The sequence below is a fragment of the Pseudomonas sp. 5Vm1k genome, from assembly GCF_056161485.1.
Window position 1 is genome coordinate 316,938 of sequence record NZ_JBSPCZ010000003.1, and the last position, 22,086, is coordinate 339,023.

26 protein-coding genes are annotated in these 22,086 nt (G+C 59.7%); all 26 read left to right on the top strand.

The features are described 5' to 3' along the window. Window positions 1-41: 41 nt before the first annotated feature. The gene (locus ACWIKB_RS07980) at window positions 42-464 is read left to right on the top strand and encodes a phage tail protein (RefSeq protein WP_475266092.1); all 423 of its coding nucleotides are present in this window, start codon (window positions 42-44) and stop codon (window positions 462-464) included. 99 nt (window positions 465-563) lie between these two features. Continuing rightward, window positions 564-749, top strand: a complete 186-nt coding sequence (locus ACWIKB_RS07985) for a hypothetical protein (protein ID WP_475266093.1) — start codon at window positions 564-566, stop codon at window positions 747-749. A 2-nt stretch (window positions 750-751) separates the two neighbouring features. Beyond that, window positions 752-1,918: a phage tail sheath protein gene (locus tag ACWIKB_RS07990; protein ID WP_475266094.1), complete on the top strand. Its 1,167-nt coding sequence runs from the start codon at window positions 752-754 to the stop codon at window positions 1,916-1,918. After that, window positions 1,918-2,424: a phage major tail tube protein gene (locus ACWIKB_RS07995; RefSeq protein ID WP_475266095.1), complete on the top strand. Its 507-nt coding sequence runs from the start codon at window positions 1,918-1,920 to the stop codon at window positions 2,422-2,424. The genes ACWIKB_RS07990 and ACWIKB_RS07995 overlap by 1 nt, the downstream gene beginning before the upstream one ends. A gap of 190 nt (window positions 2,425-2,614) precedes the next feature. Continuing rightward, on the top strand, window positions 2,615-3,196 hold the full coding sequence (locus tag ACWIKB_RS08000) for a phage tail assembly protein (protein WP_475266096.1): 582 nt from the start codon (window positions 2,615-2,617) through the stop codon (window positions 3,194-3,196). A 129-nt stretch (window positions 3,197-3,325) separates the two neighbouring features. After that, window positions 3,326-5,617 (top strand): phage tail tape measure protein, encoded by a 2,292-nt coding sequence (locus tag ACWIKB_RS08005; RefSeq protein ID WP_475266097.1) that lies wholly within the window; start codon window positions 3,326-3,328, stop codon window positions 5,615-5,617. Further along, the gene (locus ACWIKB_RS08010; protein ID WP_475266098.1) at window positions 5,617-6,000 is read left to right on the top strand and encodes a phage tail protein; all 384 of its coding nucleotides are present in this window, start codon (window positions 5,617-5,619) and stop codon (window positions 5,998-6,000) included. The genes ACWIKB_RS08005 and ACWIKB_RS08010 overlap by 1 nt, the downstream gene beginning before the upstream one ends. Continuing rightward, the gene (locus ACWIKB_RS08015) at window positions 5,993-6,205 is read left to right on the top strand and encodes a tail protein X (protein WP_475266099.1); all 213 of its coding nucleotides are present in this window, start codon (window positions 5,993-5,995) and stop codon (window positions 6,203-6,205) included. Before ACWIKB_RS08010 ends, ACWIKB_RS08015 begins: the two co-directional genes overlap by 8 nt. 9 nt (window positions 6,206-6,214) lie before the next feature. Further along, window positions 6,215-7,231, top strand: a complete 1,017-nt coding sequence (locus tag ACWIKB_RS08020; RefSeq protein ID WP_475266100.1) for a phage late control D family protein — start codon at window positions 6,215-6,217, stop codon at window positions 7,229-7,231. 40 nt (window positions 7,232-7,271) lie between these two features. After that, window positions 7,272-7,856, top strand: coding sequence for a phage tail terminator protein (locus ACWIKB_RS08025; RefSeq protein ID WP_475266101.1), 585 nt, complete (start codon window positions 7,272-7,274; stop codon window positions 7,854-7,856). Beyond that, a complete protein-coding gene (locus tag ACWIKB_RS08030) occupies window positions 7,853-8,035 on the top strand; it encodes a DUF2635 domain-containing protein (protein ID WP_007907211.1) in 183 nt (60 codons plus the stop codon). The genes ACWIKB_RS08025 and ACWIKB_RS08030 overlap by 4 nt, the downstream gene beginning before the upstream one ends. Then, a complete protein-coding gene (locus ACWIKB_RS08035) occupies window positions 8,035-9,531 on the top strand; it encodes a phage tail sheath subtilisin-like domain-containing protein (protein ID WP_475266102.1) in 1,497 nt (498 codons plus the stop codon). The genes ACWIKB_RS08030 and ACWIKB_RS08035 overlap by 1 nt, the downstream gene beginning before the upstream one ends. A 65-nt stretch (window positions 9,532-9,596) precedes the next feature. Then, complete coding sequence (locus tag ACWIKB_RS08040; RefSeq protein ID WP_475266103.1) at window positions 9,597-9,944, top strand: phage tail tube protein; 348 nt, start codon at window positions 9,597-9,599, stop codon at window positions 9,942-9,944. After that, entirely contained in the window at window positions 9,941-10,237 is a 297-nt protein-coding gene (locus tag ACWIKB_RS08045) for a phage tail assembly protein (protein WP_054047093.1), read from the top strand. Before ACWIKB_RS08040 ends, ACWIKB_RS08045 begins: the two co-directional genes overlap by 4 nt. A 130-nt stretch (window positions 10,238-10,367) precedes the next feature. After that, window positions 10,368-12,173 carry a phage tail tape measure protein gene (locus ACWIKB_RS08050; protein ID WP_475266104.1) on the top strand — a complete coding sequence of 602 codons (1,806 nt, stop codon included), beginning with the start codon at window positions 10,368-10,370 and terminating at the stop codon, window positions 12,171-12,173. Then, window positions 12,160-13,395, top strand: coding sequence for a DNA circularization protein (locus ACWIKB_RS08055; RefSeq protein WP_475266105.1), 1,236 nt, complete (start codon window positions 12,160-12,162; stop codon window positions 13,393-13,395). Before ACWIKB_RS08050 ends, ACWIKB_RS08055 begins: the two co-directional genes overlap by 14 nt. A gap of 3 nt (window positions 13,396-13,398) precedes the next feature. Further along, entirely contained in the window at window positions 13,399-14,442 is a 1,044-nt protein-coding gene (locus tag ACWIKB_RS08060) for a phage baseplate assembly protein (protein ID WP_475266106.1), read from the top strand. A 412-nt stretch (window positions 14,443-14,854) separates the two neighbouring features. Next, on the top strand, window positions 14,855-15,364 hold the full coding sequence (locus ACWIKB_RS08065; protein ID WP_475266107.1) for a phage baseplate assembly protein V: 510 nt from the start codon (window positions 14,855-14,857) through the stop codon (window positions 15,362-15,364). Continuing rightward, on the top strand, window positions 15,364-15,762 hold the full coding sequence (locus tag ACWIKB_RS08070; RefSeq protein ID WP_038979177.1) for a phage GP46 family protein: 399 nt from the start codon (window positions 15,364-15,366) through the stop codon (window positions 15,760-15,762). Before ACWIKB_RS08065 ends, ACWIKB_RS08070 begins: the two co-directional genes overlap by 1 nt. Continuing rightward, window positions 15,752-16,795: a baseplate J/gp47 family protein gene (locus ACWIKB_RS08075; RefSeq protein ID WP_475266108.1), complete on the top strand. Its 1,044-nt coding sequence runs from the start codon at window positions 15,752-15,754 to the stop codon at window positions 16,793-16,795. The genes ACWIKB_RS08070 and ACWIKB_RS08075 overlap by 11 nt, the downstream gene beginning before the upstream one ends. Beyond that, the gene (locus ACWIKB_RS08080; RefSeq protein ID WP_475266109.1) at window positions 16,783-17,382 is read left to right on the top strand and encodes a YmfQ family protein; all 600 of its coding nucleotides are present in this window, start codon (window positions 16,783-16,785) and stop codon (window positions 17,380-17,382) included. Before ACWIKB_RS08075 ends, ACWIKB_RS08080 begins: the two co-directional genes overlap by 13 nt. An 11-nt stretch (window positions 17,383-17,393) precedes the next feature. Then, the gene (locus ACWIKB_RS08085) at window positions 17,394-18,545 is read left to right on the top strand and encodes a phage tail protein (RefSeq protein ID WP_475266110.1); all 1,152 of its coding nucleotides are present in this window, start codon (window positions 17,394-17,396) and stop codon (window positions 18,543-18,545) included. Next, a complete protein-coding gene (locus ACWIKB_RS08090; RefSeq protein ID WP_475266111.1) occupies window positions 18,542-19,057 on the top strand; it encodes a phage tail protein in 516 nt (171 codons plus the stop codon). Before ACWIKB_RS08085 ends, ACWIKB_RS08090 begins: the two co-directional genes overlap by 4 nt. A gap of 125 nt (window positions 19,058-19,182) precedes the next feature. Continuing rightward, entirely contained in the window at window positions 19,183-20,262 is a 1,080-nt protein-coding gene (locus tag ACWIKB_RS08095; protein ID WP_475266112.1) for a phage tail protein, read from the top strand. 7 nt (window positions 20,263-20,269) lie between these two features. Then, window positions 20,270-20,830 carry a tail fiber assembly protein gene (locus ACWIKB_RS08100; RefSeq protein WP_475266113.1) on the top strand — a complete coding sequence of 187 codons (561 nt, stop codon included), beginning with the start codon at window positions 20,270-20,272 and terminating at the stop codon, window positions 20,828-20,830. Window positions 20,831-20,862: 32 nt separating this feature from the next. Beyond that, on the top strand, window positions 20,863-22,074 hold the full coding sequence (locus ACWIKB_RS08105; RefSeq protein WP_475266114.1) for a carbohydrate-binding protein CenC: 1,212 nt from the start codon (window positions 20,863-20,865) through the stop codon (window positions 22,072-22,074). The last annotated feature ends 12 nt before the right edge of the window (window positions 22,075-22,086 follow it).

Below are 22,086 nucleotides of genomic sequence, written 5' to 3' on the forward strand. Positions count from 1 at the left end.
GGTGGGTATAGAGTCGTTGGCTATTAAATAAGGAAGAACCTATGTTTTATTCAAAATCCGAAGGCGGTTTTTATGATCCCCTCATTCATACAACGATGCCAAGCGATGTGGTTGAAATCTCGCGTGAGTATTGGCTTGAGTTATTGGACGGACAGTCTAGCGGCAAGATGATTGTCGGGAATGATGAAGGCTATCCGGTGCTGGTCGATCCGCCGGGGCCTACTCCTGCCGAACTGGAGGGGTATGAACGGGCATGGCGAAACATGCAGCTTGCAACCACTGATAAAGCTGTGTCCCGTTACCGTGATGAGGTGGAGCGGTGGCCTACGCTGCTGACTCCGGCGCAATACATCGAGTTGCAGACGTATCGCCGTGAACTTCGTATCTGGCCGGTGGGCGGCGAGTTGCCCTTGAGCGAACACCGGCCGTCAGCGCCGGAATGGCTCGCAACCCTGCCTGAATAAACGCCCCGCACTGTCGGGGCGTTTTCTTATCTGTCACACGCCCAACATCATCTGAAAGCCCCAATCGAATGGGGCTTTTTAGTCTCTGGAGAAACCCAAATGGCAGAACGCCAAACCTACACCGTGCTCGTCCCATTTCCCGTCGGGCGGGGTCACTGGTCGACCGCCGGCCAGGAACTCGACCTGCTCGACGTCGAAGCCAACGCCCTGCTCAGCGCCGGTCGCCTGGAGCTGAAATCCACTTCCACCCAGGCCAAAAAGGCCGCTGCCAAGAAGGCTGAATAACCATGGCTGAGGTTTTGAACTTCGAGCACAACGGCATTACCGTCAATGCCACTGAATCCCCCGAGGCCATGGGTGGTCTGGGTGACAACGTCATCGGTTTGGTCGGCACCGCGCCGAAAGCCGATCCGCTGATTCCGCGCAATTCGCCGTTTCGTATCAACAGCTTCACCACTCAGGGGCTGCTCGATCCGACTGGCGCCGAGTCGGGCACGCTGTACCACGCGGTGTACCAGATTCTCAAAGTGGTGAAGGTGCCGGTCTACGTGGTCATCGTCGAAGAGGGCACCACCCCGGCGGATACCATCAACAACGTGATCGGCGGCATCGAGCCAGTGACCGGTCGCAAACTGGGCCTGGCCGCGCTGAGCGGTGTGCCGGAAGACCTGACCATCATCGGTGCCCCGGGCTTCACCGGCACTAAAGCAGTGGCCAGCGAATTCGCCTCGTTCGGCAAGCGCATCAAGGCCCGCGTCGTGCTCGACGGCAAGGATGCCGCGGTCGCTGATCAAGTGACTTACAGCCAGGAACTGGGCGGCGCGGACCTCGGTTTCGACCGCTGCCTGGTCGTGCACAACATGCCGGCCGTTTACTCCAAAGCGGCGAAGAAAAACGTCTTCCTCGCGCCTTCCAGCCTGGCAATTGCCGCACTGGCCAAGGTCAAGCAATGGGAAAGCCCGGGCAACCAGGTGACCTATGCCGAAGACGTTTCGCGGGTCGTGGAATACAACATCCTCGACACCTCCACCGAGGGCGATCTGCTCAACCGTTACGGCATCAGCTACTACGCCCGCACCATTCTCGGCGGCTTCTCGCTGCTGGGTAACCGCTCGATCACTGGCAAGTTCATCAGCTACGTCGGCCTGGAAGATGCGATCAGCCGCAAGTTGGTAAAAGCCGGCCAGAAAGCCATGGCCAAGAACCTGACCAAGTCGTTCATGGACCAGGAAGTCAAACGCATCAACGACTGGCTGCAAACACTGGTCGCCGACGAAACCATCCCTGGCGGCAGCGTGTACCTGCACCCGGAATTGAACAGTGTCGAGAAGTACAAGAACGGCACCTGGTTCATCGTCATCGACTACGGCCGCTACGCGCCGAACGAACACATGGTTTACCAACTCAACGCCCGCGATGAAATCATCGAGCAGTTCCTGGAGGATGTTCTCTAATGTTTACCAACCGCGTAAGACAGGCCATCGCGGCCACCCTGCAGGGCTTGCCGTTGTCGGCGACTGTGGAAGATTTCACCCCGCCGAAAATTGAATTCGATATGGAAGAGATGCGCGGCGGGCGCTTTATCACCGAGCAAATGGCCAAGAGCGCCAAAGCGCTCAATGCCACGTTGACCCTGCAAGGCGCTGGCCCGGAAATCATGCTGGCCCTCGGTGTGACCTTGGGCGACGACATTCTGCTGAACGTCCGTGAAGCCGGCCAGGATCAGGATGGCAACACCTGGTTCACCTACCACACCGTCGGCGGCAAATTGAAATCCCTCGAAGAGGCCAAGTTGAAAATGGGTGACAAGCCTACCACCACGCTCGTGCTGTCCTGCCGTACCTACAACCGCCTCGAAAACGGCATTCCGGTGATCGACATCGACGTGCGCACTCAGAAGTTCATGCTCAACGGCGTCGACATCCTTGGTGATGCCCGCCGCGCGGTGCTGCTGCCGTAAACCCCGCAACACCCACCACCAGTTAAACGCAATCCTTGTGGGAGCGGGCTTGCTCGCGAAAGCGGCGGTACATCCAACATCAATGTATCTGACACACCGCATTCGCGAGCAAGCCCGCTCCCACAGGTTGCACACCTCAACTGGCTTGCGTCACGCAACACCTCCCCAAGATCCCCAAGGAATTCATTTCATGTCCTGGACGCCTCCTGTTCACGTCTTGCTGTCGCCGATCACCGCCGACAATCAGGCGCAGATTGAGCAGATTCAGCTCAAACCGTTGTTCTACGCCGCGCAGAAAGAGGCCCTGGCCCGTGCCGGCGAGGATGAGGACGATCAGTTTTTCGAACTGGCGAAATTGGCCACCGGGTTGTCGGTCAAGGAACTCGACCAACTCAAACGCCCGGACTACGTGAGCATTGCGCAGTACGTGCACGAGATGTCGACCCGTCCGGCGTCGTACTTCCTGGAGCAGGAAGGGCAGGGCGAACAATCGGCAGACCCCGATCAAGTGCAACTGCTGCAACCGCTCGACGCCGGTGGCAGCAGCATGACCGCGCTGACCCTGGAAATGCCGGTACTGCGCGCCACCAAGGCGATGAAGAAACTGAAAACCGCCAAGGAACGCGCCGAGTTCATCACCGCCCATTGCACCGGGCTGATGATTCCCGATCTGGACCTGCTGACCGTGCCGGACTGGACACAGCTTCAGGTACGCATCGACGATTTTTTAAACAAACCGGCGGACTTCTTTCGGAGCGCGACATCGAAGTAATCCTCGATGTTGTGCCGCTCATTTACCTGGTAAGTGAAGCGGAAATTCTGGAATGGGACGCCGGCAAGGCATTGCGCCGCTACGACATCGCGATCACTCGCCTTGGCGTGAAACAGGAGTAGAGGCGAGATGGCAGAAGATACCTATTCGCTCAAGTTCACAGCAGTCAATCAAGGCGATTGGGCGTTGAGTGGCGCCAGCAAAACCGCCGATCTGATGCCACCTGATGCGTCTGCCGGGTCGCATCAGCCTGCTTCGGGTGCTGGTCAGCAAATGCCCGGTTTAAATCAGGCGTTTGCCGGGCTGAGTCTGGCATTGGCGCAAACCAGGCTGGAAATCAACTCTTTGTCGGCAGAGCAGGGCCGGCTCAGAGCGGTGCTTGAATCGATCAATACGACGATCTCGTCTCAGCGTTCGCTGTTGCAGGCGATGAATGACAAGCCTGCTCCCATGGGCGGCTCAGGCCCTGGCGATGAGCAGAAGACCAAGGGCTCGGGCGGTGACAATCCGCCGAATGAGCGCCTGATACCTGCCATTAGTCTGGATGCGGCCATGGCCGAGCTGGGGTTGGTGATTCGCTTCGAGGGCGATCAACGCCAGGCACTGGCGATCACCAACGAGAAAATGGCCAGTGAGCGGCTGGTGGCCCCGAGCAAGGCGACGGCGGTTGATTTGGCGAGGGTCGAATACACCGCGGCCAAGGCCGGCGTAGGCAACGACCAGCGCGACAAAGAAGGCAACGTCGATACGGTTGCCCGACAGGCCACGATTGTCGAGTTCACCCGCGATGCAGCGATCACGGCGTCGGCGTTCAAGCTGCAGGTCCAGGATGCCGCCGAGCTATTGATCGGCTGGCGCACCTCAATGAACCTCGATCGTTTGCAGACTCAGGACCTGGCGGATGCCACGAGCGTGCTCGGCAATAGCATGAGTGCTTCCGAGGCTGATATTGGCGCCATTCTCACCAACTACGGTGCCGCGGGGACAAACGCAGGGTTGGCCCCCGAACAAGCCGCTGCGTTCTCGGCAGCCTTGCTCAATGCTGGCGTTAAACCGGCCGATGCCGGGGTTGCCTTCGAGAAAATCACCACGACGCTGGCGCGGGGAGAGGCGACGACGCCAGGTCAGCAAGCCGCCTGGGCGCAACTGGGGCTGGACCCCAAGGCGCTGGCCGGCGGGATGCAACAGGATGCACCCGCAACCATCGTCTCAGTACTTGAGGCGCTGAAGGCGCAACCCGCCGCGGAACGAGCCGGGCTCGCCACGCAGTTGTTCTCGGTCGACAGACCGATCCTGCAAATGCTGCAGAACACGAGCGAAGTCGGACGCGCCTTTTCGCTGGTCGCCAACAAAAAACAGTATGCGACGTCGCAGCTGCACGATCGGGGCGCGGTCCAGCAATCGGCCCTGAAACTCTCGGACAGTTCGCAATCGCACTGGAATGTTTTTAACGCCCAGTTGGACCGTCTCAAGACCACAAGCGGCAATACGGTGCTGCCGGTGTTCGATGCGCTGTTGGCGCCGACCGGTGCGGCCATTGATGGCCTGAGCCGTTTTGCCGAAGCATTCCCGGTAGCGACCGGCGCGCTCCTGGTGGGCGCCGCGGCGTTCAAGGGAGTGAAAATCGTCGACAAGGTCAAAGACTGGTTGGGCGGGGGAAGCGGTAACAGCGCCGGCAAAGGAAACGGTAGTGGTGCCAAAGCCGGCAGTCTCGGCGGCAGATTGATGACCCGAGCGTCCGCGCTGGGCAGTCTGGCAATGACCAAGCTTCAAACCGTTCAGGCTGAAGTGATGCCCCGAGCCCGGGCGCTTGCCTCCGTCGCCAACAGCAGGATGGCGGGCCTGATGTCCAGTTCTGGCCGGCGCTTGATTAGCCAAGGGAGCAGGATCGGCCGCGTGGCGGGTCCGCTGGCCCGCCCATTGATGTTGGTCGATGCCGGCCTTGAAGTCGCCGAAGGGGTACGCAAGGACGATGCCCGAATGGTCGGCGGCGGCCTCGGCTCCGCGGCGGGTGGGCTGACGGGTTCTTACGCCGGGGCTGCGGCTGGCGCAGCGATTGGCACGTTCATCTTTCCGGGCGTGATGACCATCGTCGGCGGGCTGCTCGGCGGTGTGGTGGGCGGCGTGGCGGGCAGTGAGGTGGGTCATAAGGCCGGTTCATGGCTGGGCGAGAAGCTCGGCAGACCGGTCGACCGGCTCGACCCACCGGGCCAGGTGAGCAAAAACCTGGCCGGCGCACAGGCGAATAACCGGCAGATCAACTTCGCCCCCGTCATTCACATCACCGGCCAGGATCCGACCCAGGCCAGGCAGATCGCCAACCTGGTCACACAAACGATTCAGGCGCAATTCGTACCCATGATGATGGGCAACCCACTTGCCGCGCGACGTAACGCGGCCCTGACCGATGGAGGTGTTTGATGCGACAGCAAATGGCCCTGGGCAGCTTCATTTTCGGCCTGTCCAGAGACTTCGCCTATAGCGGCCTGGTTCGTAAGTCGGATGGGGGCTGGGTGGATCTGAACATCCTCACCAGCAAGCCTAAATCCAGTCAGGTCGGACAGGCCCTGGAGACGTTGAGCATCACGGGCAAGTCGATGTATGCGGTGGCCATGGAACGGCTGGACGAGTTGCGTGCGCTGCAGGCGCTACGTGTGCCGCTGCCATTGGTGGACGGTATCGGGCGCAACTGGGGTCTGTGGCGGATTACCTCTGTGACGGAAACCCAGAGCGAGATCATTGATGACGGGACCGCGATGCTGAATGCCTGGGCAATCGAATTGACGGAGTTCATCCATGCGTAGGGTCCGGAGTATTGCCGGCGATTCGGTCAACCTGTTGCTCTTTCGTGAGCTTGGCCGCAGTGACGATGCCGCTGAGGAAGCCCTTTGGCAACTCAATCCGACCCTGGCCGAACAGGGCGCGGTTTTGCCGGCGGGGATCTGGGTGGTACTGCCCGAGATGATCACGCAGACGACGGCGACTGCGCCCGTGTCGGCCTGGGATTAAGGAGGACGTATGACGCTTGGATTTACACCTGCCGTGGAAATCTACGGGGCTAATGCTGCGCTGCTCAATGAGCGGTTAGTCCAATGGGAGCATATCGATGCTTCCGGGATCCAGTCCGACCAGATCAAACTTCTCATCGATCTTGAAGGGCTGGAGGGACTGCCCAGCCTGGGGGGCAGGATCGGCTTTCGGGTCGGTTACAAAGAGTCGGGACTGGTGGACAAGGGTGTGTTTGTCATCACCCAGCGCACCCCTTATTTGTATCCCTTGCAGTTGTCGCTTGTCGCCATGTCGGCGCCTTTCAGCGAGCACGATGAAACAGACTTCATGCAACGCCGATCAGCCAGCTATGGCCCCACGACACTCGGCGCGCTATTTCGCGAGCTGACCATGAAACATGGATTTTCACCGCGTGTGGCACCGCCGCTGGAGACGAAAAAAATTGATCATATCGACCAGTGCAACGAAACGGACATGGGCTTTCTGACCCGGCTCGCGACCACGTATGGCGCCGTCACTAAACCGGTGAATGGCCTGTATGTGCTGGCCTTGCGTGGTCAACTGACGTCGATTTCCGGGAAGCCTGTAACCGAAGTGTTGCTCTCTGTGACAAAGGACAATCGGCCAGGCGACCAGGCTTTCATCAGCGCCACTATCGATGAAAAGGCCCGATCGAAATACAAGGGATGTATCGCCACTTGGTGGGACGCGGCGGCCGGCAAGGAGCGTAAGTTTCACCTGGGTATCAAGCCGTTCCAGACATTCCCGCGGCGTTTCCAGAATGAAGACCAGGCCAAGGCTGCCGTCGAGGGTGAGTTACGTCGGCTGGAGCGCGAGGCTTACACGCTGACGATTACTTGCCCTGGGCATCCGGACTTGGCGGCCGAAGGGGTTATTCGGCTGGATACCAGTTGGCCCCGGATCATGCAGGGCCGATGGTCGATCAACAATCTGACGGCCAGTGGCACCCGCAAGGAAAGCTATCGATGCGTCGTTACAGCGCATTGCCTGGACCCGTCGCAGTAATTCCTCCGCATTTAATTTCCTTCGATTCTGGAGCGCCCTCATGAAGATCACTCCGATCCTCACGCAGTTGCGTGAGCAATGCCCAACCCTGGCCAATCGCATCGCGGCCGGCATCGACCTCACCACCTTGCAAGCCAACACCCCACTCACTACCCCATGCGCCTACATCGTTCCCCTCGCCGATGTGGCGAGCAAAAGCCTCGCGCAAAACCTGGCCCTGCAACCGATCCGCGACACCTTCGAAGTGACGCTTGTGCTCGACACCACCGACGCGACAAAAGCGCTGGATCTGTTGCACGACTTGCGCGCCGAACTGTGGCGCGCACTGGTGGGTTTCAAGCCTGGCACGGACTACGACGCCATCGAGTACGACGGTGGTGAATTGCTTTCCATCAACGCCAGTCGCGCGTTGTATCGCCTGCGCTTTTTCGCCGAATTCCAGCTCGGCCGCAATCTGCCAAACCAACCGGCAGAGAGCTGGCACGAGCGTGAACTGGACGGTTTGTCGTCCTTTACCGGGGTCACCGTGCGGGTCGATGCCATCGCCCCGGCGGACCCCAATCTGAAACGCCCAGGCCCCGACGGGCGCCTGGAACTGACTTTCTCTGGAGATGTAACCCCATGAGCAAACGCATCACCGTGCTGCCGGCCCCAGGCCGTGTCGTGCCGGACCCGGAAGCGGGCGATCTGTTGCCCCTCGAGGGCCGTGAAGTGCCGGACAACGCCTGGTGGCGTCGTCGTCTGGCCGATGGCGATATCACTACCAAAGCCGTGAAAGCGGCCAAACCACAGGGAGCCAAATAATGGCGATCGGATTCAGCAACATCCCCGCGGACATTCGTGTTCCGCTGTTCTACGCCGAGATGGACAATTCGGCGGCCAATAGCGCGTCGTCGGCCATGCGCCGTTTGATCGTCGCTCAGGTCAACGACAACATCGCCCCGGCCGACGCCGGCAAACTGGTGCTGGTGTCCAGCGTTGCGCTGGCCAAAAGCATTGGCGGCCAAGGCTCGATGCTCGCCTCGATGTACGAAACCTGGCGCAAGACCGACCCGATCGGCGAGATCTGGTGCCTGCCGCTGCACAACACCGAAGGCAGCATCGCCAAAGGCGTGTTGACCCTGACCGGTACCGCGACCCAGAGCGGTGTGCTCAACCTGTACGTCGGCGGCGTTCGCGTTCAAGCGGCCATCGTCAACGGCGCTACGGCGGCTCAGGCAGCCACTGCGCTGGCATTGAAAATCAACGCTGCTGCGGATCTGCCAGTCAGCGCTGCTGCGGTCGAAGGCATCGTGACCCTGAGCGCCAAATGGACCGGCGACAGCGGCAATGACATCAGCCTGCAATTCAATCGCCTGGGCAAGAGCAACGGCGAAGAAACCCCGGCTGGCCTGACTTCGGCCGTTACTGCCATGACCGGCGGCGCCGGTGTACCGGATCAGCTCGCTGCCGTAGCGGCGCTGGGCGATGAGCCGTTCGAGTTCATCTGCATGCCGTTCTCCGACCTGTCGACCCTCAACACCTGGCAAGCCGTCATGGATGACAGCATCGGTCGTTGGTCCTGGGCCAAGCAATTGTTCGGTCACGTCTACAGCGCCAAGCGCGGCACCATCGGCACCTTGGTCGCCGCAGGCCAGGCGCGCAACGATCAGCACATGACTATCCAGGCGCTAGAACCGGGTGTACCGCAACCGTTCTGGGTCCAGGCCGCTGCATTGGCCGCGCGCACCTCGGTGTTCATCTCCGCCGATGCCAGCCGTCCGACCCAAAGCGGCAGCCTGCCAGGTCTCGACCCGGCGCCGGCCAGCGAGCGTTTCACCCTGACCGAGCGTCAGTCGTTGCTCAACTACGGCATCGCCACCGCGTACTACGAAGGCGGCTACGTGCGCATTCAGCGTTCGATCACCACCTATCAGAAGAACGCTTACGGCCAGGCCGATAACTCCTACCTGGACAGCGAAACCATGCACCAGTCGGCGTTCATCGTGCGTCGTCTGCAAAGCGTGATCACCAGCAAATACGGGCGCCACAAACTGGCCTCCGACGGCACCCGTTTTGGCGCCGGCCAGCCGATCGTCACCCCGAGCACCATTCGCGGTGAGCTGATTGCCCAGTACGCCAAGCTCGAACTGGAAGGCCACGTGGAAAACGCCGAGCTGTTCGCCGAGCACCTGATTGTCGAGCGCGATGTGCAGGACCCGAGCCGTGTGAACGTGCTGTTCCCGCCGGATTACATCAACGGCCTGCGCGTGTTCGCACTGCTCAACCAATTCCGTCTGCAGTACGACGACGCCGCTTAAAAACCGCGTTTGACTGTGTGATTCAGCCCACCTCGCGTGGGCTTTTTATTTGAAGGAGAAACACCATGGGTCAACTGATTGCGGGCACCTGCTACGTCAAAGTGGACGGCGCTCAACTGACCATCAATGGCGGCTGCGAAGCGCCACTGATGTCCACCAAACGCGAAACCGTCGTACCGGGTTTCTACAAGGAAACCGACATCGCGCCGTCGTTCAAAGTGACCGCGCTGCACACCTCGGACTTCCCGCTCAAGCAACTGGTGGCGGGCGTCGATATGACCGTCACCTGCGAATTCAGCAACGGCAAAGTCTACGTGCTGGCCGGCGCCTACCTGGTCGATGAACCGGCGTCCAAGGGCGATGACGCCTCGATCTCGCTGGTGTTCAACGGTGTGAAGGGGACCTGGCAATGAGCGGCGCCGTGAAGCTTCAGGTTGCGATCGAAGCCCACGGCGAGCCTTTGACCGAACTCAACCTGCGCCGTCCGACGGTGCAGGAAGTGCGGGCGATCAAGGCGCTGCCGTACAAGATCGACAAGAGCGAAGAAGTCAGCCTGGACATGGACGTCGCGGCTAAATACATCGCGGTCTGCGCCGGCATTCCACCGTCGTCGGTCAACCAGTTGGACCTGGCTGACCTCAACGCGCTGAGCTGGGCCGTCGCGAGTTTTTTCATGAGTGCGGCGTCGGAGCCATCACCGACCTGATCGCAGTCGCCTATGACCTGGCCTGGTTCTGGAAGGTTGACCCCGAACAGATGATGGCCAGGCCACTGGATGTGCTCCGGGAATCCCTGGAGCACGCGCAACGGATCAATGCGATGCAGCAGGTGCAGTGATGGCAGACACAGAAACGCTAAAAAAATCGGTGTTGTTGACCGGCATCGATGAACTGTCACCCAAGCTGGCCGGCCTTGTTTCCAAGGTCGACAGCTTCAGGAAAAACCTCGAACAGGCCGGCCTTGGCAAGCTGGATATCAGCGGCTTGTTCAAGGGCGGTAGCGTGATCACGCCGTTCGTGGACGGGATCAAGGCGTCCGATGCGTTCAAGGGCAAATTAGCCGAGGTCAGTGAATCGGCCAAGGCTGTCGATCTGCCGGGCGCGCCCGAGAGTGCCGCGCAAAGCATGAATATTTTCAGCGAGTCGATGGCCAAGGTGTCGACCTCCATCGACGCCGCGTTGGCACCGGCGGTCGCCACCCTGGTGGTGAGTCTGGAGCCCTTGCTGACGGGAGTAGGGCGCCTGGTCGCCGACAACCCTAAACTGGTCGAGACGTTGGCGCTGGGCGCCATCGCCTTCTCGGCGATGCAAACCGCCGTGACCGGGGCGACCCAGGTTTTTGACCTGATGAACACGGTGATGAAGACCAGTCCCATCATGCTGATTGCAATGGGTATCGCCCTGACCGCCGGTTTGATCATTGCCAACTGGACGCCAATTTCAGCGTTCTTTGGCAACGTCTGGGAAGGCATCAAAAACGCCGCCTCGCAGGCAATGGCGGTGCTGAGCACGGTGTTCAACTCGACGCCGCTCGGCATGGTGATTGCCAATTGGGGTCCGATTACCGGGTTCTTCTCCGGTATCTGGGACACCCTCAAAGCCGTCACCGCGACGGTGGTGGGCTACCTGAAAACGGCGTTTTCGTGGACGCCCTACGGGATGATCATCGACAACTGGGCCGGGTTGACCGGTTTGTTCTCGGCGATCTGGGAGTTGCTCAAGGCCCTGACGGTGCCGGTGATCGATTTTCTCAAAGGTGTGTTCGACTGGACGCCGCTGGGCATGATCATCAACAACTGGGGGGCCATCACCGGTTTCTTCAGTTCGATCTGGACGGCGCTGCAACCGGCGGCCCAGGCCATCAAGGATTTCTTCGGTACGCTGTTCGATTACTCGCCGCTGGGGATGATCATCAACAACTGGGGCGCCATCAGTGCGTTCTTCGATCCGCTGTGGGCCGCTTTGCAAACCGCAGCGCAAGTGGTCAAGGATTTCTTCAGTAGCGTGTTCGAGTGGTCGCCGATGGCGCAGATTGCAGCCAACTGGCAACCGATCGGCGAAGTGTTTTCGGCGCTGTGGGGCGTGGTGCAAGCATTGGCCGCGCCGGCGCTGGAGTTCCTGCACGGGATGTTCGAATGGTCGCCGCTGGGGCAAATCATCAAGAACTGGGAACCGATCACCGAGTGGTTCAGCGGTCTGTGGGAAAAGCTCCAGGATGTCATCGCGCCGATCAAGGAATTGTTCGAAGGCGGCTTCGCGGGGGTGATCGCCAACGTCACTGGCAAGGTCGAAGGCTTGGCCGAGGCGCAGAAGAAAACCAATGCCCAAGGCAAGGGCGAACTGGCGCCGGCGTTCTTTGGCGCCCGTACCGAGCCGTCGTCGACGACAGAATTAGCGCCCGGCGGCTTGCCGCAACAACCGTCGATGCTGACGGGTTCCCTGACACAAAACTCCAGCGCGCTGATCCAGCAAAGCGCCGCCAACAACCGTACGCAACTCGAAGGCGGCCTGACCGTGCGCTTCGAAAATGCGCCGGCCGGCCTGCGCACCGATCAACCGCAAACGAATCAACCGGGGCTGGCGCTCAACTCGCGCATTGGCTACCGCTCACTTTCGCTTGGAGGTTCCAATGAGCTGGCGTGACCGTTTATTGCCGGCGTCCTTTCGAGGTGTCGGTTTCTGGATCGATCAGGCGAAAACCCCGGTCGGCAAAAAGGGCCAGTTGCACGAGTACCCGCAACGCGATCTGCCGTTTTTCGAGAACCTTGGCCAACAGGCGAAGATTCACGACCTGACGGCATTCATTGTCGGCCCCGATTGCCTGGAGCAGCGCGACAAACTGCTCAAGGCGCTGGAGCAGGGCAGTGGCGAACTGGTGCATCCGTGGCTGGGACGGTTGCAGGTCAAGGTCGGCGAATGCGACATGACCCACACCCGCCAGGACGGCGGGTTGGTGACCTTTACGCTGAAGTTTTACCCCGATGAACCGCTGCCGTTTCCGACCGCGACGGTCAGTACGCAAAAGGTGCTGCTGGCGAAAGCCGACACCCTATTGGGTTCGGCGGTAGCGCGTTTTGAACAGGCGATGATCCTGATCAAGGCTGCGCGGATCGGCATCGCCAATCTGCGCAACAGCCTCACCGGTGTTTATGACGTGATCAAGGAACAGCTCAAACCGCTGATCGAGCAATACCGCCAGATCACCGAACTGGTCAAGGCGGTCAAGGAGTTACCCAAGGAAGTGGCGGCGGAATTCAAGGGCTTGCTGGGCGACATCAAATCGCTCAAGGACTTCGCGAAGGAGGGTTATCGTGGCGTGATTGCCGACGTCTCCCAACAGCTCGAAGCCATCCGCAAGGCAGACGCGCCGAAGCTCACCACTGGCAAGGACACCACCGCCGCGGCGCAGGCCATGGCCGATCTGGTGCAGGACACGCTGTTGGTCAAAGTGGCGCAATGGGTGGCCTCGATGCCGGTGGCCACAAAACCGGTGAAGACACCGTCGACTCCGTCGCTGGAGCAGCAGGCGGCGCAACCGGTCAGCCGTCAGGAAGTGCCGGTCATCAACGATCTGCAAGTGTTGCAAAAGGCCCTGGCCGCGGCGATCAACCCGATGCTGGACAAGGCGGGGCCCGCGCACTACCAAGCCATCGACGATGTTAAACAGGCGTTGATCGCACACCTCAAAGCGGTGGCGTCCTCCGGTGTGCGACAGGTCAGCAAGTCGTTCCAGGAAAGCCTTCCAGCCCTGGTCGTGGCCTACAAGCAATTTGCCGATGCGACGCGGGTCACCGAAGTGACCCAAAGCAACGGTATTTCCCATCCGGGATTCGCACCGATCGAAGTGAAAGTCTCCAGGGAGTGAGCCATGAGCGAGTTGGATAATCGCGTCACGCTGACGGTCGGCGGGATGGAGTACGGTGGCTGGAAAAGCGTGGAAATCAGTGCGGACCTGGAGCGTCAGTTCCGCACCTTCAAACTCAACATTACCTGGCAATGGCCGGGGCAGACCGTGGATCAGCGGATCAAGGCCGGGGACAATTGCGAGGTGCGCATCGGCAAGGATCTGGTGCTCACCGGTTACGTGTTCAAGGCCCCGATCAGCTATGACGGGCGGCAGATCAGCCTGAGCATCGAAGGCAGTTCAAACACTCAGGACCTGGTGGATTGCGCGGCGACTAACCGCCCGAACCAATGGCACGGTCAGTCGTTGCTGAGCATCGTCGAAGCGCTGGCGATGAACTACAGCGTGTACGTGGTCAGCGAAATTGCCGAGACCTCTCGGCTCAGCAGTCACACCATTGTGCCTGGGGAAACAGTGTTTCAATCCATCGACCGTTTACTGTCGCTGTTCCGGGTGTTTTCCACCGACGACGCCCAGGGACGGTTGGTGCTGGCCCGGCCGGGCAGCGGTGGGCGGGCCAGCGATGTGCTGGAACTGGGCAAGAACATTCTCTCGGCCAACGCGCCAATGGATTACAGCCAGGTGTTCTCTGAATATCGGGTGATTGGTCAGCACAAAGGGACCGACACCAAGAGCGGGGCGGCAGTCAGTGAAGTTGAAGCGGTTGCGGCGGACCTGAGCTTCAAGCGTCGGCGCACCACCGTGATCAATGAGGGTACGCAACTGACGTTCGAACTGGCGCAGCAGCGGGCCACCTGGGAAAGCGCCACCCGTATGGGCCGGGCGCTGGCGACCACCTATCAGGTACAAGGCTGGCGGCAATCCAACGGCGATTTGTGGCGTCACAACACCCTGGTGCGGGTCAAGGACCCGGTGCTCGGATTTGATGAAGACATGCTGATCTCCAAAGTGACGTATTCGCTGTCGGCACAGGGCTCGGTCACCACCCTGCAAGTCGCTCCGCCGCACACCTTCGACGCCAACCCGATACCACCCAAGAAAACCTGAGCCTGACACCGAAAACTGTGGGAGCGGGCTTGCTCGCGAAGGGGGCGTGTCAGTTGAAACAAATATTGCCTGACCCACTGCATTCGCCAGCAAGCCCGCTCCCACAGGGAATCTCCTGTGCACACCAATGCCGTGAACGACGCCGATCAATTGTGGGAGCGAGCCTGCTTGCGAATGCGGTTGAACATTCAACACTCATGTTGCCTGACCCACCGCCATCGCGAGCAAGCTCGCTCCCACAGGAGATCTCCTGTGTGCACCAATGCTGCGGCAACCCCGATCAATTGTGGGAGCGAGCTTGCTCGCGATGACGGCCTCACCTCCACCGACGATATCGACTGACCCACCGCATTCGCGAGCAAGCCCGCTCCCACACTTGATCGCATTCAGCCTGATCCTTGAAGGAAACCCAATGAGCCTACTGACACGCCTCCTGGCGCGCGGCACTGTCGTGCTCGCCAACTCGGCCACCAAGCTGCAATCGCTGCAAATGCGCCTCACCGCCGGTGAAGTGAACGACGACATGGAGCACTTCGAACCCTACGGTTTTACCAGCAACCCGCTGGCCGGCGCCGAGGGCATCGCCACTTTTTTGGGCGGTGACCGTTCCCACGCCATCGTCCTGGTGGTCGCCGACCGTCGTTATCGCCTCCAGTCCCTGGCCGTCGGCGAAGTCGCGATCTACACCGACGAAGGCGACAAGATTCATTTCAAGCGCGGGCGGATTATCGACATCCAGACCGCGACCCTGAACATCCGCGCCAGCACCGCCGTGAACATCGACACACCGACCCTGACCCAGACCGGCAAGATCGTGTCCCAGGGCGACCAGATCGCGGGCGGCATCAGCCAGATCAAGCACGTGCACGTCGGCGTTCAAGCGGGCAGTGGCCAAACCGGCGTGCCGGCAGGAGGTCAGTGATGTTTATCAGCCAGAACCTCCACGCCGCACTGACCCGGTCGGTGCTGATCAGCCTGTTTACCTGGCGCCGCGCCGCCGATGACGATGCCCTCGATGACGAGGAACGCTTCGGCTGGTGGGGCGACACTTTTCCCACCGTCGCCGATGACCGCATCGGCTCGCGGCTGTGGCTGCTGCGCCGGGTCAAGCTGACCCGGCAAACGCAGATGGACGCTGAATTCTATGCCCGCGAAGCCCTGCAATGGCTGATCGACGACGGCCACTGCAGCGCCATCGACATCATCAGCGAACGCCTCGACGCCCAGCGCCTGAACCTGCGCACGGTCCTGACCCTGGCCGATGGCGAGCGCCTGGACATCAATCCTGATAACAGTTGGCAGGTGATCTATGCCGTTTGAAACCCCTTCGCTGCCGGTGCTGATCAAGCGCACCCAAAGCGACCTGGCCAGCGATTCGCTGCGCCAGTCCGATGCGCAAATGCTGGCCCGAACCCTCGGTGGTGCCGCCTATGGCCTGTACGGCTACCTGGACTGGATCGCCGAGCAGATCCTCCCGGACAAAGCCGAGGAGTCGACCCTGGAGCGGATCGCCGCACTGCGGCTGAACCAACCGCGCAAAGCCGCGCAAGCCGCCAGCGGTAACGTCAGCTTTACCGCCAGCGCCGGCGCTGTGCTGGACGTCGATACGCTGCTGCAATCGAGCGATGGCCGCACGTACAAGGTGACCGCTTCGCGTACCACCAGCAACGGACTCAACACCACCACCATCGCCGCGCTCGATGCTGGCAGTCTGGGCAATGCTGATGCTGGCATGAGCCTGATCCCGGTGCAGCCGATCCTGGGGATTGTCGGTAATAGCTTCACGGTGCTGGCGCCGGGCCTTATCGGTGGTGTCGCCCGGGAAAGCCTGGAATCCCTGCGCTCCCGGGTGATCAGTTCCTATCGGATCATCCCCCACGGCGGCTCGGCGCAAGACTATGAAACCTGGGCCCTGGAATGCCCCGGCGTGACCCGTGCCTGGTGTCGCAGCACCTACTCGAAGCTGGGCATCGTCAACCTGTACATCATGCGCGATGACGATCCGCAGCCAGTGCCGAATGCCGCGCAACTGGCTGAAGTCCAGGCCTATATCGAACCGTTGCGCCCGGTCACCGCCGAGTTGCATGTGTTGCCGCCCGTGCAGGTCCCGGTCACCTACAGACTGACCCTGACCCCCGATACCACCGCCGTGCGAGCCGCCGTTGAAGCGCAACTGCGTGACCTGCATAACCGTGAAGCCGGCCTGGGCGACACCTTGTTGATCAGTCATATCCGCGAAGCGATCAGCAGCGCCATGGGCGAAAGCGACCACACACTGACCGCGCCTATCGCCAATGTCGATGCTGACATCAACCAATTGCTGACCTTCGGAGGTTGCGTATGGGGGGGCTAAGAACCGCCGCGCAATACCACGCGCAACTGCGCAGCCTGCTGCCCAGCGGCCCGGCCTGGGACCCCGAACGGGTTCCGGAACTGGAGGAAGTGCTCGAAGGCGTTGCCCAGGAACTGGCCCGACTCGACGCTCGCGCCGCCGACCTGCTCAACGAAATGGACCCGGCCGGCGTCAGCGAACTGGTGCCCGATTGGGAGCGGGTGATGAACCTGCCTGATCCGTGCCTGGGCGCCACGCCCTTGTTCGATGACCGTCGCCTGGCCGTTCGCCGCCGTCTGCTGGCGGTGGGCAGCCAGGCCGTGGGCTATTACATCGAAATCGCCAAGGGACAGGGGTATCCCAACGCCACCATCACCGAACTCGAAGCCCCGCGCATGGGCCGCTCACGCTTCGGCGCGGCGCATTTCGGCACTTGGCAGGCGCAGTTCATGTGGACGCTTAACACCGGTGGCCGCTTGCTGCTGGGCAGGCGTTTCGGCGCCAGTTACTGGGGCGAGCGGTTTGGCATGAATCCGGGCTCGGCCCTGGAATGCCTGATCCATCGCAGCGCACCGGCGCATACCAAGGTGCACATCAATTATGACTAGGGAGTAGAGAGATGGATTTTCCAACGAAAGTGCCCAGCGCCGGATTGGTGAATGGCAAGTTTGTCGATGAAAACCCGCTGACGGGCACGCCGGGGTCGTTGATTCCGGCGAGTTGGGGCAATGGGGTGACGCAGGAGATTGTGAACGTGATCAAGGCCGGGGATTTGGCTCCGGATGAGACGAAGTTCGATCAGTTGCTGCAGGCCATCAAGAGCGTTACGGCCAAGGGCTGGAACCTCGATTCGGCATTACCGATTGCCTCGTTGCCACCCGCTACCGTGGCCACCGCAGACGGACGATTGCCGGTGACGCCGATTGCGGCGGCTACCAGTGGCGGGAAAGTCTCGATCCCTGCGGGGGTGTTTGTCAGCATCGGTCAGGAAGTGGTGGCCGGGCAGTTGGGGCGGTCGCGTACGTTCACGACGCAAGCCTGGAGCAGCACGGATTTGTTGCCCAGTTCAAGCTACTTTCTCAGGGCCCAGGTGATTGGCGACGTATTGACGTGTTACATGCAGCGCGGTCTCCCGTACGACGTCGTTCCCGAGGGTTTGAAAGGTACTGGGAATGGTGTTGCGGGTGGCGGATTCCAGTCCACACCGCTGGACATTTGCCTCGCCTGGATCGTAACCGCAGCACCGGGCTCCACGCCAATCGTTCGGTTGATTTACAACCGAAGCCGGTTGTCCTGGACACAGACCGTCAATGGGAGCGGCGTGGTCTACCTTCCTCTTGATCCTCACGCCCGTGCCGCACGCCTTGTTGTGGGTAACCCGACGCCACATCCATCACTTATCACGACGGTAGCGTTTGCGCCTGGCGGATGGATGGGAGGCAATTACTCCTACCTATCGCCAGTCAGCACAGGGGCTAGCGGCTGGGATGGTTGGGGAGTTGTCGGCGCGGCGGCCTGTATTTTTACCAGCAACGTTGTGAATGACACGACGGTTTCTACCCTGACCGCCAGTTTTGACCATTCGGAGCTGCGTTCCCTTTGGCAGTCTTATCAGGCTGAACATACGTACAACGCCGGCAATGCCACCAGTGATGAGTTATTGCTCTCGATGGGGATCAAAACCTTTTCTCAACCGGATTACACAAACGGCATCGCAATCAACTTTTCCTCTGCGGTTAACGTCCACTTTTCGTGGGAGCTCATTCGATGATCGTTATCCAGGAACTTCATCAGTACGAAGATGAACTTCGTCCGGCCAAACCCTCGCCAGATCATGAATGGAACGGTGAACAGTGGGTTGTCGACGCCTTGAATGTTTCGGTCTCCCAACAACAGGAAGGCGAACGCCTGAGCGCCAGGATTGATGCGGCGGCAGACGATGCGCGAAAAGTCATTGCAGGCGATCCGTTGCGAGCAATGGAATACGCACAAGCTGCCGCTGACGCCCAGGCCTTTGTGGACGAGGGGTATCCGAAAAAAGCGGTGCCACTGTCGGTGTCGGCCTGGGTGGTTAAAGGCCGGACTGCCAGACAGGCAGCCGATCAGATCATTGCCAAAGCTACTCAATTCAACGAGAGCCTGCTGACCTTTCGAACCCTTCGCTTGAAGGCGAAACAACAAATCAAAGTTCATATCACCAAGGGTAAAACCGATCTCGCCAATCAAGTCAGTGATGACGCGATTACCGCCATACGTGCAGTGGTGAGCGACTTCGCTGGCTAGTTCATTCGAAATATCCGCCAAACCCAACGCCCACTCACCGTGGGCGTTTTTGTTTTTATTCAAACATGACCTGCATTGCCGTAGTGCCAATGGCCATGCAGATGTTTTTTACAGGGAGCAGAACCATGGATTATCCAAGAAGCATTCCCAGTATCGGGCTGGTGAATGGCCGTTTTGTCGACGAAAACCCGGTGGCCGGTACGCCAGGATCACTGATTCCTGCGGTGTGGGGCAATTCGGTTACGCAAGAGATTTTGAGTGTGGTTGCTGGCGCAGGAATGGCGCCGTCGGAAGCAGACAACGGTCAGTTGCTCAAGGCGATCCAGGCGATCATTGGCGTGACCAGCCCGATGCGTTCGTTGATCACTCGAGTAGCAGCATCCAAAGTGCTGGCGGCAGAAGAACTCGGCCTGGTGTTGGTTGATGCGAGCGCCGCAGCCGCCACTGTCACCCTGCCGGCGATAAGCGCAGGTTTGGGTGTTCGTGATGTGATCGTGCGGCGTTTGGAGAACAGTGGTAATCGGTTGGTTGTTCGGTGTTCGGAAACAGACTCCATCAAGTTCCACACCCATCTGAATGCGGGCGGTTATCCGTTTTTTGTATTGATGGGCGCGGGCGATTGGTGGCATCTGCGCAGTGATGCTGCGGGTAGCTGGTGGCCTGTTGGCCGGTATGACGGGACAACGTTGGGACGGGCTGTTTTTGAAACTACCACGGCAGTTATGCCCGGAGGATACGGCGCTCTCAATGGATCTGTGCTCAATCGCGCCGATTGGCCGTGGCTTTGGGATCACGCACAGCAATCAGGCATGTTGCGCTCAGAAGCCGACCGCGGTGGAGCGTGGACGCCAGGAGATGGTTCGACGACCTTCCGAACGCCTGAAGCGCGAGGCGAGTTTCTTCGCTTGCTGAGTGAGGGACGTGATGTCGATCCAGGCCGCGCTCCGGGCTCATGGCAAAAGGGTTCATTGGTACAGGGCGATAACGGTATAGGTGACAACATCCTGTTTGCCTCGAATATCAATAGCCAAAAGACTTTGCTGGGACTTGATGGGGCGGCTTATACGGACTACGCAGGGGCAACCATCAAATACATAGCACCGCCTCCTCCCGTGGCGCAGTTGCCCGACTCTGAATTGATGAATCACGGTGGCGTTACACGCCCGCGCAACATCGCCTATCCCGGTCGCATCAAACTTATCTGAGGTGCCCATGTTTAATTATCTGATTGATAACGCGGGTGCCTTGTCCGGGCCCGTGGAGTTTTTCGTGACGCCGGGCATCGGTATTCAACTGCCCAGTAACGCCGTGGAACTTTCATTTGAGTTACCTCCACTGGAGCAGGGCCGTACCTGGGCGCTGATCAATAACGTTCCGCGCGAAGTGATTGATCGTCGTGGCCTGGTTTACTGCAAAGATGGCGGTGCTCAGCAGGTTTGGAATGAACTCGGCGAGTTGCCCGAAGACTTTACCGTCGAGCCATGGCCGGGCGACTACTACACCTGGCGTGATAACACCTGGAAACTTGACGATGCAGCTCGGCTGGCTGACTTAAAAACGCTGGTCCTGGCCAAGCGCGACAAGCTGCTGAGTGACGCGGTTCTACGTATCGCCCCACTTCAATATGCCGAAGATATCGGCGACGCCTCTCACGATGAGCAGTTGGCACTGATGGAGTGGAAGCTCTACAGCGTTGAGTTGAATCGTCTTGAACAGCAAACCAACTTTCCGACAGAGATCGACTGGCCGCAAGTTCCAGGTTCGACCCAGTGACGGCATGAAGCCCAATAATCAGAGTAGCTAAAATGGACTATCCAAGAAGCGTCACCAGTGCGGGGCTGGTCAACGGCCAATTTGTCGATGAAAACCCGGTCGCCGGAACTCCCGGTTCCCTGATTCCTGCCTCGTGGGGTAACGCCGTCACCAAGGAAATCGTCAATGCCATCAACGCTGCCGGTCTGACGCCTTCCGAAAACCAAAATGATCAGTTGAGCCTGGCTATCAAAGAGTTGGCGAAACTCGACCCGCAGCAGAATTTCCCCGTGCAGGTTTATCGCAAAAACCTGCTGATTAACGGCAACTTCGATATCTGGCAGCGTGGGACAGCTAACTTGGGACCTTACACGGGGGCCTATATCGCTGACCGTTTTCGTTGCGACTGGAACGGGAACGCCGGGGTGAATATTTCCAGGCAGAATTTTGCGTTGGGCCAGACCGAGGTACCCAATGAGCCCCGGTACTTTATGCGTTGGCAGCAAATCACTGCGGGAGTGGGCGCCAATGTCCATAAAATCTCCCAGGCGATCGAATCGGTCAGGACCTTGGCGGGAAAAACCGCGACGTTGACGTTCTGGGCCAAGGCCGACATGGCGCGTCAGCTGAATGTGACGATCGCACAGTATTTCGGCGTGGGCGGTAGTGCGGATACGGTGACGCCGGTGGGTAGCTTTCAACTAAAGACTTCGTGGTCCCGATACAGTGCAACGATTCAAGTACCTTCCTTGGCGGGTAAGACACTGGGAAGTAGTGGTAATGACTTTCTGCGGTTGTCCTTCGACCTGCCTTTGAATGTTTTGCAAGTCATCGACCTGGCGCAAATCCAGTTGGAAGAGGGGCGAGTGTCGACGCCGTTCGAACTGCGTAGTCCTGGCGATGAGTTGATGATGTGTCAGCGTTACTTTGAAAAAACCTACAGTCAGGATCTGCCTCCGGGAAACATGGCAGGTCCTTACGGTGCACTGTTATCCACAGTCAAACAGGGGCAAACGGGGTTCGCCTCGCAGCCCTTGGCTCAGTGGACTTTCAAGGTCGAGAAGAGAGCTATTCCAAGTTTCAGTTTGTACGCCACAACGCCGAAAGGAAGCGCAGGGCAATGGCGTTCGGGAAGTGATGAAGTGTCGTCGGGGAATGCTCGAACACTCGGTGCTTCGACTCGCGGCGTCTGGGTGGATAACTCCGATACCGGTCTGATTACTCAGACTTACTACATCCACGCCACCGCCGACGCCGAACTTTAAGGAGGTTTTTCT